The following is a 15,927-nucleotide window of genomic DNA, read 5'->3' as shown; positions in this document are numbered from 1 at the left end:
GGTTTCACTCGCTCAAGGCGTCCGGGCGCAGTTCCGATACGAATTTATCGAAATCATCCGCATCCTGGAAATTCTTGTAAACGCTTGCGAAGCGGACATAGGCAACATTGTCGATCCGCGACAAGGCTTCCATGACGATTTCTCCGATCATTTTCGATGGAATATCGGTTTCACCGCTGCTTTCCAGCCGCCGCACGATGCCTGAGATCATTTGCTCGACCCGTTCCGGCTCGACCGGGCGTTTCTGCATTGCGATTCGGATCGACCGCGCCAGCTTATCACGATCGAAATCCTCGCGCCGGCCATTGGTCTTGACGACGACCAGATCCCGAAGCTGCACACGTTCATAGGTCGTGAATCGCCCGCTACAGGCCGGGCAGAACCGCCTGCGCCTGATTGCAACATGATCCTCTGCCGGGCGTGAATCCTTGACCTGCGTATCGACATTTCCGCAAAACGGACAGCGCATATGATGGTTCCCTCGACCCCAGATTCACATCCACTATAGGGATGGCCACAGGAATTGGGTAGCATTATCCACAGGCTACAAGATACAGATTCACGTAACTGTGACACGAATGCCGCGTTCCGGATTTAAATTGCGTTTGTCGCCGGTGACATGCTCCATGGACTCAGCTTGGCTGAAATATCACCGCAATCTCACGAGAATGCGGGGCATCGCGATGCTCAATCAGATATATCCCCTGCCACTGCCCCAGCATCATCCGCCCTTTCCGGACCGGGATTTGCAGACTGACCGGAAGGATCGCGGCTTTCAGATGGGCAGGCATGTCATCCGGCCCTTCATAGCGATGCGTGATCCAGCCCATTGAGGGATCATCGGCAGGTGGTACAATCCTGTTCAGCCATTCCAGCAGGTCACGCTGAACATCCGGATCGGCGTTTTCCTGTATCAGCAAAGAGCAGGACGTGTGCCGGGTCATCAAAGTCAGGACGCCGTCGCCGGCAGCCATCTCATCCAGCCATGATCGCAATTCATTCGTGAATTCATGGCAGGCGGGACCGTTCGTCCTGATGGAAAAGACCCTGTTCATCCGCCTGCCCCGTTATCCGTGCCGTCGTCCGGATCACGGGACTCCAGCATCGCAGTATCATCGCGATCATGATCGAGACCGATTCTCTTTTGGGTGCGGGCACCAAGTTGACGTAGCATTTCGACCTGCCGGATGACATTTCCTGGGCCGCGCGTCAGGCGATCCAGGGCTTGGCCATGGGCGCGACCGGCCTGATCCAGCGCTTTTCCAACCGTTTCCATCGATTCCACGAAGCCGGCAACCTTGTCGTAAAGCTGCCCCGCGCGGCTGGCGATCTCCATTGCATTGCTTTCTCGCCGTTCGACGGCCCAGATATGTTCCACCGTCCGCAGGGTCAGCATGAGCGTGGTCGGCGTGGTCAGCCCCACACCGCGTTCCATCGCATAGCCCGCCAGTCCGGGATCGCTGCGCAATGCTTCAGAGAATGCGCCTTCTATCGGAATGAACATCAGCACGTAATCCACTGACTGATCATCCATCCGGTGATACCCCTTCTCGCCTAAAGTCGCGATATGGGTGCGTATCGCCGCAACATGGCGGCGAAGAGCAGCCTGCGCCTGGGCCGGATCCTCGTTATTCACGGCCTGTTCGTAATCGTTCAGCGAAACCTTGCTATCGATCACCATGACCTTCTGTCGCGGCATCCTGACCACGACATCCGGTCGCCAGAGCTTTCCATCATCATCGCGCCAGCTTGACTGAATTTCGTAATGGATACGGGCCTCTAACCCGGATTCTTCAAGGATACGCTCAAGGATCATTTCGCCCCAGGCGCCCTGACGCTGCTTTTCGCCCTTGAGGGCGCGGGTCAGGTTCACCGCCTCGCGCGAGATTTCTTCGGACCGTTTATGCAGTGAAGCGATCTGTTCGCGCAGCCTTGCACCTTCTTCATCCAGAACTTTGTTTCTGCTTTGTAATTCTGTTTGGAATCGATGCACCTGATCGCGAAATGGTGTCAGGACAGAACTCAGTTGTTCGGTCTGCGCCTTCTGCATGTCCCGCCCTTGAACACGTAGGGTTTCCGCTGCCAATAGTTTGAATTGTCCAGTCATTTCCTCGCGTAATTCGCGCAGGGTCTTGATTTCCCGTGCAGCAGACTCACGATCCTTGTCGGCGATCAGCCGGGCTTCGGCCAGTTCCGTCCTGATATTGGACAGCTCTTGCCGGGATTGATGCAAGGCATCGGTCAGGCCGTCCCGCTCTTCGGATAATTCCGCCAGCCGGGATTCCTGCCCCGCCAACCGGACATCCTGCTGACCGCTGCGCAGTTCCAATCCGTGGCATCGGTCATTCAGTTCCGATCGCAGTCGTTCCAGTTCAGCAATGCGTTCGCCGTCCTGTCGTGCCGATTGCCGAAACCCCGCCGCTTCGCGTCGCCAGCGAGACGCAAGAACCACAAGCATAAACAAGGTGATAAGCGTTACCGCAAGCAATAACTTCAGCCGTCCCGGATCGCTGAACCAAAGACCAATCTGGGTATCCAGAACTTGCGGCATCATTCCTCCTGCTTGTGAAACCGCAGGCAGTGTTCACTTTTTGTGCCAGTCACGCAACCCGAAGATTGCATAAAATTGAAACGACCGGGAGCATAGTCCCGGCCGTCATGTCATCGCGACAGGAGTCGTTACTGGTCGAGGAATGACCGCAATTTACGGCTGCGCGATGGATGTTTCAGCTTGCGCAGCGCCTTGGCTTCGATCTGGCGGATCCGTTCACGTGTCACGCTGAACTGCTGCCCTACTTCTTCAAGCGTATGGTCGGTATTCATGCCGATCCCGAAGCGCATCCGCAGAACACGCTCTTCGCGGGGAGTCAGGCTGGCCAGCACCCGCGTCGTGGTTTCCTTCAGGTTTTCCTGAATCGCGGAATCCAGTGGCAGAACGGCGTTCTTGTCCTCGATGAAATCGCCAAGCTGGCTGTCTTCCTCATCGCCGATAGGCGTTTCAAGACTGATCGGTTCCTTGGCGATTTTCATCACCTTGCGAACCTTTTCCAGCGGCATCTGCAGCTTTTCGGCCAGTTCTTCCGGTGTCGGTTCGCGGCCGATTTCATGCAGCATCTGACGGCCGGTACGCACCAGCTTGTTGATCGTCTCGATCATATGAACCGGGATACGGATCGTGCGGGCCTGATCGGCAATGCTGCGCGTGATTGCCTGCCGAATCCACCAGGTCGCATAGGTCGAGAACTTGTAGCCGCGACGGTATTCGAACTTATCGACGGCCTTCATCAGGCCGATATTGCCTTCCTGAATAAGATCAAGAAACTGTAGCCCGCGATTGGTGTATTTCTTGGCGATCGAGATCACCAGACGCAGATTGGCCTCGACCATCTCTTTCTTGGCGATCCGCGCCTCTTTCTCGCCGCGTTGAACCTGGCTGACGATGCGGCGGAATTCCTGGATATCGACGCCGACATATTGCCCGACCTCGGCCATATCGTTACGCAGCTTCTCGATCTTGTCCTGCGAACGCTCGAACAGCGCCTGCCAGCCCCGGCCGGCATTCTGAAACATCCGTTCGACCCAGGTTGGATCCAATTCCGAGCCGCGATAGGCGTCGATGAACTCGCGCCGGTTGATCCGTGCGGCATCGGCCAGTTTGACCATGCTGCTGTCAATGGCGACGATGCGGCGGTTGATACCGTAAAGCTGATCGACCAGCGCCTCGATACGGTTGTTATGCAGGTGAAGCGAGTTGACCAGAGTCACAATCTCGCTGCGTAATTTCTGATATCCGGTTTCGGCCGCGGCCGAAAAACTGTCATCCTCGTTCAGTGTGGCGGACATGCGCTGGTCCTGCATGGCGGACAATTGCTCGTAATCACGGGCGATCACCTCCAGGGTCTCCAGAACCTTGGGCTTGAGACTGGCTTCCATCGCGGCAAGCGACAGGTTGGCGCCATCATCATCATCGTCCCCGTCGTCGTCGACGATGGGATTGCCGTCAGCGTCCAGTTCTTCCTGCTGCTTTTTTTCCGGCGGGGAAGCCGCACCGTTGACCTGGCCAAGAACCACTTCGTCCTCGCCATCCTCATCGTCCATCGACTGGCCGAAAGTGGTTTCAAGGTCAATCACGTCGCGCAGAAGGATCTCTTCCTCGAGAAGCTCGTCGCGCCACATCGTGATAGCCTTGAAGGTCAACGGACTTTCGCAAAGGCCCGCGATCATCGTGTTACGACCAGCCTCGATGCGCTTTGCAATCGCGATCTCGCCCTCGCGCGACAGCAGTTCGACCGATCCCATCTCGCGCAGATACATGCGCACGGGGTCATCGGTGCGGTCAAGTTTCTCGGTCTCGGTCTGGGCGACGGCCACTTCCCGCGATCCCGAACCTACCGGGACGATTGCGCCGCCTTCGGCCTCGTCCGCCGATTCCTCGTCTTCGATGATATTGATGCCCATTTCCGAAAGCATCGACATCACGTCTTCGATCTGTTCGCTGCTGACCTGTTCGGGCGGAAGAACCGTGTTCAGTTGATCGTAAGTGATATAGCCACGCTCGCGCGCTTCGGCGATCATCTTCTTGACGGCCGCCTGACTCATATCCAGCGAATGGGCGTTATCGTCCTTGTCTGCCTTGTCTGTTTCTTCGTCCTTGGCGGCCATCCATGGTTCCTTTTCAGGGCGGTCCTTCGCGGGAGGCCCGCGAATCGGGGATAAGAATCGGTTACTTTTATCGCGCTTGCGTCCCGAATCATAGGCGGGGCCGGCAATGATTCGCCAAACCGATTCGACTGATTCGGCGTCCGGGTCAACGGCGGGGCGGTTTGCGCCAGATCTGCTCGTTCACGAACTGCTCCAGCTGAGCCGATAAAGCGCCGCGATCTTCGTCCAGATCGCTTGAATCCTCCAATTCGGGGCGCTCGGCGCGATGCCGGGCGCGGGTGATCTGCTGCATGCGCCATGTCAGACCCTCATCTGCCTCGCCCTGGATTTCGGCTTCGGCACGGGCCAGTTCGGCGCCTGCGGCACGCTGAGCCTCCAGCCGGTCGAAAAGGTTGTTCAGAATCGCCAAGGCATTCTCGGCATCCTGACTTTCGATCAGATGGGGGGTGAGGCCCAGATGGGAATCGGCGCGCAGCGTTTCAAGGGCACGGCGCCCCGCATCGCTGTCATCACCCGTCAGCAAATCATGAAGCAGCGCCGCACGTTCGGAATCCCGGGGCAAAAGCCGCTCCAGCCGCTGTTCGATCACCGGTTGAAGCTCTGCCCGCAGGGCGCAGATCAGCAGGCAGGCCCCTTCCAGAAGCGAATCCGCGGCGCGCGGATCATCATCGGGAATCACCGGGGCAACCGCACGGATTGCGCCACCCGGGCGCCCTGACGACGCGCGACCATCCCTGAACCGTTTGCCGGATTTCCCGCGCTGCCAATCGCTGCCAAAGAGTTCCCGGCGCTTGCGACGGATTTCGTCGTTGTAATGCTGACGGGTCAGTTCATCGGGGATGCGGGCAATCGCCTCTTGCAGGCGGCGATCAAGTGCGGCCTTGCGTTCGGGACTGTCGAAACGATGGCCATCGGTTTCGCGATTCCATAGCAGGTCAACCAAAGGCCGGGCCTGATCCAGCAATGTTTTCATGGCACCGGATCCCGAGGATTTAATCAGATCATCCGGATCCTGCCCCGCCGGAAGCATGACGAAACGTAATGCCTGCCCCGGACCGGTCAGCGGCAGGGCCAGATCGATCAGCCGGTTCGCGGCGCGCTGTCCGGCTGCATCACCGTCAAGTGCGATAACCGGTTCCGGGCTGACGCGCCACATCAGCCGCAACTGATCTTCGGTGATTGCGGTGCCAAGCGGCGCGACGGCCCCTGCAAATCCGGCCTGCGCCAGCGCAATCACATCCATATAGCCCTCGGCGACGATCAGCGGCTGCCCCTTTGAGACCGCCACCCGGGCCGGACCGACATTGTAAAGATTGCGGCCCTTGTCAAAAAGCGGGTTCTCGGGGCTGTTGAGGTATTTCGCCCTCGCATTCGGGTCCATCGCCCTGCCGCCAAAGCCGATGCAGCGGTCGCGCCCATCCCGGATCGGGAAGATGATCCTGCCACGAAAACGAGAATAACTTGCGCCGCCATCATCGGGCTTTGCACCGATTCCCGCCTCGACGATGGCGTTCTCTTCAAAGCCCTTTTCGCGCAATGCCGCGATCAGAGCGGTGCGGCTGTCGGGGGCAAAGCCGATCTCGAACCGGTCCTGAGCGGCCTGATCCAGTCCCCGACGCACCAGATAATCACGCGCCTCGGCGGCGGCTGCGGTCTGAAGCTGCAGGCGGAACCAACGGCAGGCAGCCTCTGTCACCTCCAGCAATTTGCTGCGACGGTCGCTGCGCTGCCGTTCGCCCGGATCCTGTTCCGGCATCGCCATTCCGGCCTCGGCGGCCAGAACCTTGACCGCTTCGATGAATTCCAGACCATCCGCCTCGCGCAGGAAGGTCAGGGCATCGCCCTTGGCCTGGCAGCCAAAGCAGTAATAGAAGCCCTTCTGATCGTCGCAGTGGAAGCTGGCGGATTTTTCCTGATGAAAAGGACATGGCGCCCACCAGTCTCCGCGTGCCTGATTAGACTTGCGTTGATCCCAGATCACCTTCGGCCCGATCACACGACTGATCGGGACACGGGTCCGAAGTTCATCAAGGAAACCGGGCGGCAGACTCATACCGCTGATTATCGTGCCGAGGGCATATATCGGCAAGCGGCGCTGTGCGAAATTTTCCTGCGATGCCTGTCAGCCCTCATTTTCGGCCCTGACAGCGCCCTGCGCCAGGCGCCAATAGATGTCTCCGATCCGCTCCCGATCAAGCCGCCCGCCCTCGCGATACCAATTGGTAACGCCGGTCAGCATCGCGATCAGTGCCATCGTCGCAAGCCGCGAATCGTCGATCTTCATGACCCCTGCCCCCACCCCGTCGCGCAGAATGGCCTCCAGGGCATCTTCGTAACGACCGCGCAAGTCCGCAATCCTCGCGTGATTCTCGGGATCGAGATTCCGCAGTTCCATATAGGACAGAAACACCGCGTCCGAGCGGTCGAGGCTGAAATCGATATGAAAGCGCACGAATTTCTCAAGCCGGTCAAGTGGCATCCCGCCCGGATCGTCCCGCCATGCCGCCAGCAATTCCAGCATATGCTCTTCCAGCAGTTCGAACAGAAGCGTCTGTTTGTCCCTAGTATAGGCATAAAGCGCGCCGGCCTGCACGCCCACTTCCGCCGCGATCTGCCGCATCGACACCGCCGCATATCCCTGCCGCGCAAAAAGGCGGCGGGCCTGTTCGCGGATCAGTGGGCCGGTGATGTCTGCGCGGGAACCTTGGGTGCGGGCCATGCTCCTGTCATACGGCGAAGATCGTGATTGTAAAAGCTTTGATCCAGCCGTTGTGGAGGTCGGCCCGCGGACATAAGCTGCGGGCATGACACGCTTTGCCAGATATGCACTTTGCGCCACCCTGCCCCTGTTGTCGGCTTGCAACGGGCAACCCGGGGATTACCCCTCGCTTCTGCCGATGGATCAGTTGCTGGCCGAACCGGAACTGCCCGCCGCCAACATTGATCCTGCAGTTGCAAGCGACACGGCACGGTCGCGGGCCGATGATCTCGGCGCCCGGGCCGATGCCCTCCGCGGACCGGTGATCGAACCGGATCTGAGACGCAGGATCGAGGGAACCGAAGGCTGATTGCGTGAAGGAACAAAGGTTGGTAAAGAAAATTTACCAGCTATCCGGAGTATCCCATGACCGTCATCACATCTATCGAGGATCTCAAGACCCTGCACCGGTCCCGCACACCGCGCATGTTTTACGATTACGTTGAATCCGGAAGCTATACCGAACAGACCTTCCGCGAGAACACCAGCGATTTCGCGCGTATCCGCCTGCGTCAGAAAGTGGCTGTGGACATGTCGAACCGCAGCACCGCGTCGGAGATGATCGGCTTACCGGTTTCGATGCCGGTCGGGCTTGCGCCAGTCGGGTTAACCGGCATGCAACATGCCGATGGCGAGATTCTGGCCGCGAAGGCCGCCGAGAAATTCGGCGTCCCCTTTACCTTGTCAACCATGTCCATCTGTTCGATCGAGGATGTCGCCGCGCATGTGACGACGCCCTTCATGTTCCAGCTTTACGTGATGAAGGATCAGGAATTCCTGGAGAATGTCATCGAACGCGCCAAAGCTGCGGGCTGTTCCGCAATGGTGCTGACGCTGGATCTGCAAATCCTTGGGCAGCGGCACAAGGATCTGAAAAACGGCTTGTCCGCCCCTCCGAAACTGACCCTGCCCACCATGCTGAACCTTGCCACGAAATGGCGCTGGTGCATGGCGATGGCGCAGACCAAACGCCGCACATTCGGCAATATCGTCGGCCATGCGAAGGGCGTGGGTGATATAAGTTCCCTGCAAAGCTGGACCGCCGAGCAATTCGATGATCGGCTGGATTGGGAAAAGGTCGCGAAAATCCGCGATATGTGGGGCGGCAAGCTGATTCTGAAGGGTATTCTGGATCCCGAGGATGCCCGGATCGCCGCCGATTTCGGCGCCGATGCGATCGTGGTGTCCAATCATGGTGGACGGCAACTGGATGGCGCTTTGTCGTCGATCAGGATGTTGCCGCATATCGTCCAGGCCGTGGGCGACCAGGTCGAGATTCATATGGATAGCGGGATCCGCAGCGGTCAGGATGTGCTGAAGGCGCTTGCGCTTGGCGCAGATGGCACGTGGATCGGTCGGGCCTTCATCCACGGGCTGGGCGCCATGGGCGAGGCCGGAGTGACCAAGGCGCTTGAGGTCATCCGCAGCGAGCTTGACACGACCATGGCGCTTTGCGGCGAACGCAACGTGCGGGATATCGGTCGTGATAACGTCTTGCTACCCGAAGGCTTCCTGAGTGAATACGGGCTGTGAAGAGCGGGGCACCTGCCCCAGCCCGAACTGGCCCAAGATGATGCAAGGATCGGCCTGCGCTTCATCATGATCCAATGACCGTCCCGGCTTCACACATTTCCCCTTCACAACCTGCCCATCCTGCGCTATAGGCCCCACCTTGCCGTCATGCACCCTTGGAGGATGACGGCGTCAACACTTGTTAAGGATGAAAACAATGGCCAAAGAGATCCCGGATCTGGTGGCCGAGGCACGCGTGGGGACAGGCAAGGGGGCCGCCCGCCAGATTCGCCGCGAAGGCAAGGTGCCCGGTATCGTATATGGTGACAACAAGGACCCGCTTCCTGTCGCCTTCAATTTCAACGAACTGCTGACCAAGCTGCGCGCAGGACGTTTCCTGTCCCGGCTGTGGAACCTGAAGGTCGAAGGACAAGAGGACGTCCGCGTCATCTGCCGCGACGTTCAGAAGGATGTGGTCAAGGATCTGCCGATCCATGTCGACTTCATGCGCCTGCGCCGTACGTCGAAGGTGAACCTGTTCATTCCGGTCGAATTCGTCGGCCATGATGATTGTCCCGGCCTGCGCAAGGGCGGTACGATCGTGACGGTACGTTCGGAAGTTGAACTGATCGTAACTGCGGGCGACATTCCCGAGCAGATCACCGTTGACCTGTCCGGCCTGCAAATCGGCGACGGCGTGCATATCGAGGACGTCAAACTGCCCGCCGGAGCCAAGCCAACCATCGATCGTAATTTCGTGATCGCCAATATCGCTGCACCGTCGGCCCTGAAATCTTCGGATGACGAGGAATCGGGCGAAGCTGACGCACCCAAGGAAGAATCCGCCGAAGAGGCTGCCGAGGAATAATCGCCTCCTCCTTCATGGGAATGGTTCAGGGCGGTGCCGTCAGGCGCCGCCCTTTCCTTTTCCTGCTGGTGCTGCTACCCAGCCCCTCTGTCGAACATAGCCCAACGAGGACCGAATGGAGCCCGTCAATATCATCGGCGCAGGTCTTGCCGGTTCCGAGGCCGCATGGCAGATCGCCCGTGCGGGCGTGCCGGTCATCCTGCATGAAATGCGCCCCAAGGTCGCAACCTTCGCGCATAAAACCGGCGACTGCGCCGAGATGGTCTGCTCGAATTCCTTCCGGTCCGATGACGATGTCATGAATGCCGTGGGGCAATTGCATTGGGAAATGCGGGCGGCGGGCGGTTTGATCATGGCCATGGCCGATCGTCACAAATTGCCTGCAGGCGGAGCCCTTGCCGTGGATCGCGAGGCGTTCTCCCGATCGGTTACCGCCGCTCTGCGATCCGAACCGCTGATCGAAATGCGCCCGGCCGAGATTACCGAGCTTCCCGATTCTGGCAACTGGATCGTCGCCACCGGGCCGTTGACATCGGATCGGCTGGCCGCTTCAATCCGCGCAGCCACAGGTACCGAATCCCTAGCTTTTTTCGATGCGATTGCCCCAATTGTCCATGCCGACACGATCGACATGAGCATCGCCTGGGAGCAAAGCCGCTACGACAAGGGCGAAACCGAGGAAGAGCGCCGCGCCTATATCAATTGCCCGATGACGCGTGACCAGTATGAAGCTTTCATCGATGCTCTTCTGGCCGCCGAAAAGGCCGAATTCCACGATGGCGAAACGGCCGGTTATTTCGACGGCTGCCTGCCCATCGAAGTCATGGCCGAGCGTGGTCGCGAAACCTTGCGTCACGGTCCGATGAAGCCGATTGGCCTGACCAATGCCCATAAACCGGACGAAAAAGCTTATGCCGTCGTCCAGCTTCGCCGCGACAACGCATTGGGAACACTCTATAATATCGTTGGTTTCCAGACCAAGATGAAACATGGCGCCCAAACACAGGTCTTCCGGATGATTCCCGGGCTGGAAAATGCCGGTTTCGCCCGTCTTGGCGGCATTCACCGCAATAGTTTCCTGAATTCGCCCACCCTGCTTGACGATCGTATGCGCCTGCGTTCACGCCCAAATCTGCGTTTCGCCGGGCAGGTCACCGGGGTCGAGGGATATGTCGAAAGCGCCGCCATGGGGCTTCTGGCCGGGCGCATGGCAGCGGCGCATGCAAAAGGAAATGATCTGCCGCCACCCGCTTTTACAACAGCAATGGGCGCATTGGTGAATCACATCACCGGCGGAGCGGATGCGAAAACCTTTCAGCCCATGAACGTGAATTTCGGGCTGTTCCCTCCACTCGAGGACATGCGGGGCGGGCGCAGAGGACGCAAGGAACGCTATCCGGCCTATACCGCACGCGCCAAAGAGGATTTCAGATCATGGCTGGCGGCGCAGTAAGGCGCACGCGCTTCGCCCCTTCTCCGACCGGGTTGCTGCATCTGGGACATGCCTATGCGGCCTGCATCGCCGCGCGTTCGGCCAGTCCGGGCGAATTTCTTATTCGGATCGAAGATATCGACCGGGACCGGTGCAAGCCGGAATTCGAGACCGCGATCTATGAGGATCTCGCCTGGCTGGGACTGAACTGGCAGCGCCCGGTCCTGAAGCAATCCGATCGGATGGCGGCTTATGGCAAGGCCCTGAAACAGCTGGATTCCTTATGCTATCCATGCCGCTGCCGTCGCGGCGATATCCGGGCAGCGCTATCGGCCCCGCAAGAGCGCGCATTGCCTGCCGGTCCCGATGGTTTGATCTATCCGGGAACCTGTCGCAGCAGGTCCATGGCCGGGATCGGACCGGAAGATGTCATTCGCCTTGATGTAGCGCGTGCCTTTGATGCGCTTGGCCTTGACCGGCTGACATTCCGCGACGAGACGATCATGCCCGGCCATGATCACAACCTGAACCGGGAAGAGTTTCTGAATGGCATCGGCGATGTCATTCTATCGCGTCGAAGCATGGATACATCCTATCATCTTGCGGTCGTGGTCGATGATGCTTTGCAGCGGATTAATCTCATTACCCGCGGAAAAGACTTGTTTGATTCCACATGGATACATGTTCTTCTTCAGAAATTACTCGATTATCCGACACCGCTTTATCACCATCACCGGCTGATCCGCGACAGCGACGGCAGACGGCTTGCCAAGCGGGACGATGCACGGGCGATCCGCCATTACCGGGAAGAAGGCTTAACGCCTGACGATATCCGTCTCATGATCGGGCTGACGCCGTGATGCGCCGGCTCATATCATCGGTTTCATGATCTCGGTTTCTGCGCCTTCGCGGACAGCGGTGTAGAAGCAGCTGCGGCGGTTGGTATGGCAAGCTGGGCCGGTCTGGCGAACCAGTACCAGCAGACAGTCGCGATCGCAATCAACCCGAAGTTCGACCAGCTCTTGCACGTGACCCGAGCTTTCCCCCTTGATCCAGAAGGATTTCCGCGAACGTGACCAATAGGTGACGCGCCCAGTCTGCAAAGTCTGCGCGACGGCCTCGGCATTCATCCAGGCCATCATCAGCACCTCGTGGCTTTCGGCATCCTGCGCAATTGCTGGGATCAGACCATTCACGTCATATTTAAGGCTGGCCGGATCGAACATCGGGTTTCCTTTCGTTATCGGGACACCTATCTAGGACGGATGGACCGCGCGGAAAAGGACCGATGGGCGACAGCGATGTGATGCAGCTATATTCGCGCCGGATTCTGGCGTTGACGACGAAAATTCCGCATCAGGGCCGCCTGACGGCGCCTCATGGCAGCGCCATGCGCCGGTCGCCGCATTGCGGATCATCGGTGACCGTCGATGTAACGATGAAGGACGGCCGCGTCGCGGAATTTGCACAGGAAGTCCGGGCCTGCGCCCTGGGACAAGCCTCGGCATCCGTGCTGGGCAAGGCCGTGATCGGGCAGACCCGCGATCGTCTTGCAACCGCACGCGATCAGTTGCGGGCGATGCTGAAGCAGGATGGCGCACCGCCCACGGAACCTTTCGAGGAACTTGAAGCTTTGCTGCCTGCGCGGGAATACCCCAATCGTCACGCCTCGATCCTGCTGGCATGGGAGGCGGTGCTGGCTGCAATCGACGAGGCACAGGCAAAAGCCTGACCTGCCCAGCCCCGAAGCGTCAAGAAAAAACCGGCCCACAAGGGGCCGGTCAAGTTATGCGTGACAGGGAGACAGTGACGGCGCACAGGCGAAGGCGCCGGTCTTACACGCGGGGCAGAGAAATCAAGCCTGCAGGATGGCGGGCAACCAAAGAATGACAACTGTAGTCACGGATAGCGCGGCGACACCCAGCAGATCGGAAGCGAATTCGCGATTCATGGCAACAACTCCTTCGTGTTGCTGTTTTGTTCTCATATTGCGACGCCGATGTAAAGAACTTTTCGAGAACATTCAGGGCTGCCGGAACTTCCAGAAATGATCGAGGGGGCCGTGCCCCTGCCCTACACATAGCTGATCGGCACCGGCTATCGCATTGGAAACATATGATTTTGCAGACTTAACAGCCTGTTCCGAATCTTCAGACAGGACCAGCGCAGTCGCTAACGCCGAAGACAGGCTGCAGCCGGTACCATGACTGTTCCGGGTCGCATGACGGGGGCCTTCCAGCCAGATTCTCCGATTCGCGCTCATCAGCAAGTCGGGCGAATCATATCCGCCAAGATGCCCCCCTTTCAGCAGCACCAACCCGGAACCAAGCTCAAGCAACGCCGCCGCCTGTTCCTCCATCTGTGCGCGATCCTGCGCCTCGGGGCAGCCCAGAAGATCCGCGGCTTCCGGCAGATTGGGCGTGATCACCGTGGCGCGTGGGATCAAATGGTCGCGCAGCGCCGCCACCGCCTGCGCGGCAAGCAGGCGATCACCGCTTTTCGCCACCATCACCGGGTCCAGCACAATGGGACAGGCGCAACCATCCAGAGCCTGTGCAACCGCCGCGATCACCGCCTCGTCGCCAAGCATTCCGATCTTCACCGCATCCACGCGAATATCGTCGAAAACCGCCTGAATCTGCGCGGCGATAAAGGCGGGCGGCACCATGTGAATACCGCTGACGCCACATGTATTCTGTGCCGTCAGCCCGGTAAGCGCCGCCATAGCATAGCCGCCATTCGCCGAAATCGCCTTCAGATCGGCCTGTATCCCCGCACCGCCCGAGGGATCGGAACCCGCAATCGACAGGATATTCGGTATCATTTCGCCTCCCGCGGCGCAGCGCGCGCGGCATGGCGAATTTCCATGACAGCAACGCGACTTCCTACGCCAGCATGATCTGGTTCAGGTTCTAAGGGTCCATCTCAGCCCAAGGGCGCCCCCGTCACCGGCTCAGGAAAACAGAATGCGACGGTCTCTACAAGTCCGCCCGGTTCCCGGCATTCATGCCAGGGCGTGACTCTGCCGGGCACAGGCTCTAACCAGTATCCAAAAGTTGTAGGGAAAGGCGAGGCAATGGCAGACGCAGAGATCGGATTGATCGGACTTGGCACCATGGGATCGGCGCTTGCGCTGAATATTGCGGAGAAGGGCTTTCCGGTCGCGGTCTTCAACCGCACCGCGCAGGTCACGCGCGATTTTCACCGCGACGCAGCCGAACTCGCTTCGCGGGTGATCCCGACCGAGAGCCTTGAGGATCTGGTTGCCGCAATCAAACCGCCCCGCGCGATCATCCTGATGGTTCCTGCGGGTGATCCCGTTGATCAGCAGATCAAGGCGCTTGCGCCGCTGCTGGAACCCGAGGATCTGGTGATCGATGCCGGGAACGCGAATTTTCACGACACGAATCGCCGGGCGAATGCGGGATTGCCGGTCCGCTTCCTGGGCATGGGCGTTTCGGGAGGCGAGGATGGCGCGCGTCACGGCCCTTCGATCATGGGCGGCGGCAATCGGGCGGATTGGGACAGGATCGCACCGATCCTGACAGCTATTGCCGCCAAGGCCGAGGATGGCACGCCCTGCGCCACATGGATGGGCGAACAGGGTGCAGGGCATTTCGTCAAGGCAGTGCATAACGGTATTGAATATGCCGATATGCAGATGATTGCCGAGATTTACGGGCTGATGCGCGATGGCATGTCCCTGCCCGCTTTGCGCATTGCCGAAATTTTCGAAGGCTGGAACGAAGGTCCGCTGCAATCCTACCTGATCGAGATTTCGGGCAAGGTCGCCCGCGCCTCTGACCCGCATAGCGGCCAGCCGATGCTGGACGTGATTCTGGATCGTGCCGGCCAGAAAGGCACAGGACGCTGGACCGCGATCGAAGCGCAGCATCTTGCGGCGCCCATCCCGGTGATAGAGGCCGCCGTCATGGCGCGAAACATCTCTGCCCGGCTGGATGAGCGAAAAGAAATTCAGGACCGCTTCGGCCCGGCCCCGCAACCCTGCATCATCGAGGAACCGATACTGGAGCGCGCCCTGATCGCCGGCAAGATCCTGTGCTATGCGCAGGGATTCGCAATGATCTCGGCCGCATCCGAAAAATTCGGCTGGTCTCTTCCATTGCCGGAAATCGCCCGGGTCTGGCGCGCAGGCTGCATCATCCGCTCGTCCATGCTCAATGACATGGCCGAGGCCCTGACCGAACATCCGGACCGCAACCTGATCATGGCTCCGGCCTTTGCGACGCGATTGGAAGACAGCCTGCCCGCATTGCGGCAGGTCGTGGCCGAGGCGACCCGACAGGGCCATCCCCTTCCCGCCCTGGCACAGGGTTTGATCTGGTTCGACATGATGCGCACCGGTCGCGGCACCGCAAATATGATTCAGGCGCAGCGCGATTTCTTCGGCGCACATGGTTTCGAACGCCTTGACGGCCGCAATGAGCCGCATGGTCCCTGGGGAAGCTAGGAAGCAAAATCCGGTCACGGATGGAGTGCGATGACGGCGTTTGGCATCCGCTCCATGCAATCCGCAATCACTCTGTTACCTGCCGGACCCGACCGTTTTTTCCTCTTTCTTCTTTGCAAAAGTACCTCGGGGGTGCCGGGGGCGCGCCCCCCGCCCGGCGGGGGGGGCCAGGGAAAAGTTTGAGGGCACACCAAAAACCCACCACAAATTGGACACCCAAAACC

15 protein-coding genes and 1 riboswitch are annotated in these 15,927 nt (G+C 59.4%); of the genes, 7 read left to right on the top strand and 8 right to left on the bottom strand.

Annotation, left to right across the window (positions count from 1 at the left end; genetic code table 11):
* Positions 1-4: 4 nt before the first annotated feature.
* The 6 genes from nrdR to Q0601_RS16605 form a co-directional block, all read right to left on the bottom strand.
* Positions 5-469: a transcriptional regulator NrdR gene (gene nrdR, locus Q0601_RS16630; RefSeq protein WP_119750497.1), complete on the bottom strand. Its 465-nt coding sequence runs from the start codon at positions 467-469 to the stop codon at positions 5-7.
* A 163-nt stretch (positions 470-632) separates the two neighbouring features.
* A complete protein-coding gene (locus Q0601_RS16625; protein WP_305291001.1) occupies positions 633-1,055 on the bottom strand; it encodes a secondary thiamine-phosphate synthase enzyme YjbQ in 423 nt (140 codons plus the stop codon).
* Positions 1,052-2,551: a DNA recombination protein RmuC gene (locus Q0601_RS16620; RefSeq protein ID WP_305291000.1), complete on the bottom strand. Its 1,500-nt coding sequence runs from the start codon at positions 2,549-2,551 to the stop codon at positions 1,052-1,054. The genes Q0601_RS16625 and Q0601_RS16620 overlap by 4 nt, the downstream gene beginning before the upstream one ends.
* A 128-nt stretch (positions 2,552-2,679) precedes the next feature.
* On the bottom strand, positions 2,680-4,662 hold the full coding sequence (gene rpoD / locus Q0601_RS16615) for an RNA polymerase sigma factor RpoD (RefSeq protein ID WP_305290999.1): 1,983 nt from the start codon (positions 4,660-4,662) through the stop codon (positions 2,680-2,682).
* Positions 4,663-4,807: 145 nt separating this feature from the next.
* A complete protein-coding gene (gene dnaG, locus Q0601_RS16610; protein ID WP_305290998.1) occupies positions 4,808-6,715 on the bottom strand; it encodes a DNA primase in 1,908 nt (635 codons plus the stop codon).
* A 69-nt stretch (positions 6,716-6,784) separates the two neighbouring features.
* A complete protein-coding gene (locus tag Q0601_RS16605) occupies positions 6,785-7,381 on the bottom strand; it encodes a TetR/AcrR family transcriptional regulator (protein WP_305290997.1) in 597 nt (198 codons plus the stop codon).
* Between the two features lie 85 nt (positions 7,382-7,466).
* Here Q0601_RS16605 and Q0601_RS16600 point away from each other — a divergent pair, with 85 nt between their 5' ends.
* From Q0601_RS16600 to gluQRS, 5 genes are all read left to right on the top strand, one after another.
* On the top strand, positions 7,467-7,730 hold the full coding sequence (locus Q0601_RS16600) for a hypothetical protein (protein ID WP_305290996.1): 264 nt from the start codon (positions 7,467-7,469) through the stop codon (positions 7,728-7,730).
* 56 nt (positions 7,731-7,786) lie between these two features.
* A complete protein-coding gene (locus tag Q0601_RS16595) occupies positions 7,787-8,953 on the top strand; it encodes an alpha-hydroxy acid oxidase (RefSeq protein WP_305290994.1) in 1,167 nt (388 codons plus the stop codon).
* A gap of 196 nt (positions 8,954-9,149) precedes the next feature.
* The gene (locus Q0601_RS16590; RefSeq protein ID WP_305290993.1) at positions 9,150-9,800 is read left to right on the top strand and encodes a 50S ribosomal protein L25/general stress protein Ctc; all 651 of its coding nucleotides are present in this window, start codon (positions 9,150-9,152) and stop codon (positions 9,798-9,800) included.
* A 115-nt stretch (positions 9,801-9,915) separates the two neighbouring features.
* Positions 9,916-11,253, top strand: coding sequence for a methylenetetrahydrofolate--tRNA-(uracil(54)-C(5))-methyltransferase (FADH(2)-oxidizing) TrmFO (gene trmFO / locus Q0601_RS16585; protein WP_305290992.1), 1,338 nt, complete (start codon positions 9,916-9,918; stop codon positions 11,251-11,253).
* The gene (gene gluQRS / locus Q0601_RS16580) at positions 11,235-12,092 is read left to right on the top strand and encodes a tRNA glutamyl-Q(34) synthetase GluQRS (RefSeq protein ID WP_305290991.1); all 858 of its coding nucleotides are present in this window, start codon (positions 11,235-11,237) and stop codon (positions 12,090-12,092) included. The genes trmFO and gluQRS overlap by 19 nt, the downstream gene beginning before the upstream one ends.
* A 9-nt stretch (positions 12,093-12,101) precedes the next feature.
* Here the strand turns inward: gluQRS and hisI are convergent, their stop codons facing one another.
* Entirely contained in the window at positions 12,102-12,458 is a 357-nt protein-coding gene (hisI, locus tag Q0601_RS16575; protein WP_305290990.1) for a phosphoribosyl-AMP cyclohydrolase, read from the bottom strand.
* Between the two features lie 62 nt (positions 12,459-12,520).
* On the opposite strand from hisI, the gene Q0601_RS16570 reads away from it, so the two are divergent.
* Positions 12,521-12,964 (top strand): iron-sulfur cluster assembly scaffold protein, encoded by a 444-nt coding sequence (locus Q0601_RS16570; RefSeq protein ID WP_305290989.1) that lies wholly within the window; start codon positions 12,521-12,523, stop codon positions 12,962-12,964.
* Between the two features lie 291 nt (positions 12,965-13,255).
* On the opposite strand, the gene thiD is transcribed toward Q0601_RS16570, so the two are convergent.
* Positions 13,256-14,056, bottom strand: a complete 801-nt coding sequence (gene thiD / locus Q0601_RS16565; RefSeq protein ID WP_305290987.1) for a bifunctional hydroxymethylpyrimidine kinase/phosphomethylpyrimidine kinase — start codon at positions 14,054-14,056, stop codon at positions 13,256-13,258.
* 41 nt (positions 14,057-14,097) lie between these two features.
* Positions 14,098-14,186: riboswitch (TPP riboswitch) on the bottom strand.
* 122 nt (positions 14,187-14,308) lie between these two features.
* On the opposite strand from thiD, the gene gndA reads away from it, so the two are divergent.
* On the top strand, positions 14,309-15,703 hold the full coding sequence (gene gndA / locus Q0601_RS16560; RefSeq protein WP_305290985.1) for an NADP-dependent phosphogluconate dehydrogenase: 1,395 nt from the start codon (positions 14,309-14,311) through the stop codon (positions 15,701-15,703).
* Positions 15,704-15,927: the final 224 nt, after the last annotated feature.

The organism is Paracoccus wurundjeri (genome assembly GCF_030678915.1).
In the GTDB taxonomy this organism is placed as follows: Bacteria; Pseudomonadota; Alphaproteobacteria; order Rhodobacterales; family Rhodobacteraceae; genus Paracoccus; species Paracoccus onubensis_A.
This window is presented reverse-complemented; position numbering and strand designations above follow the sequence as displayed.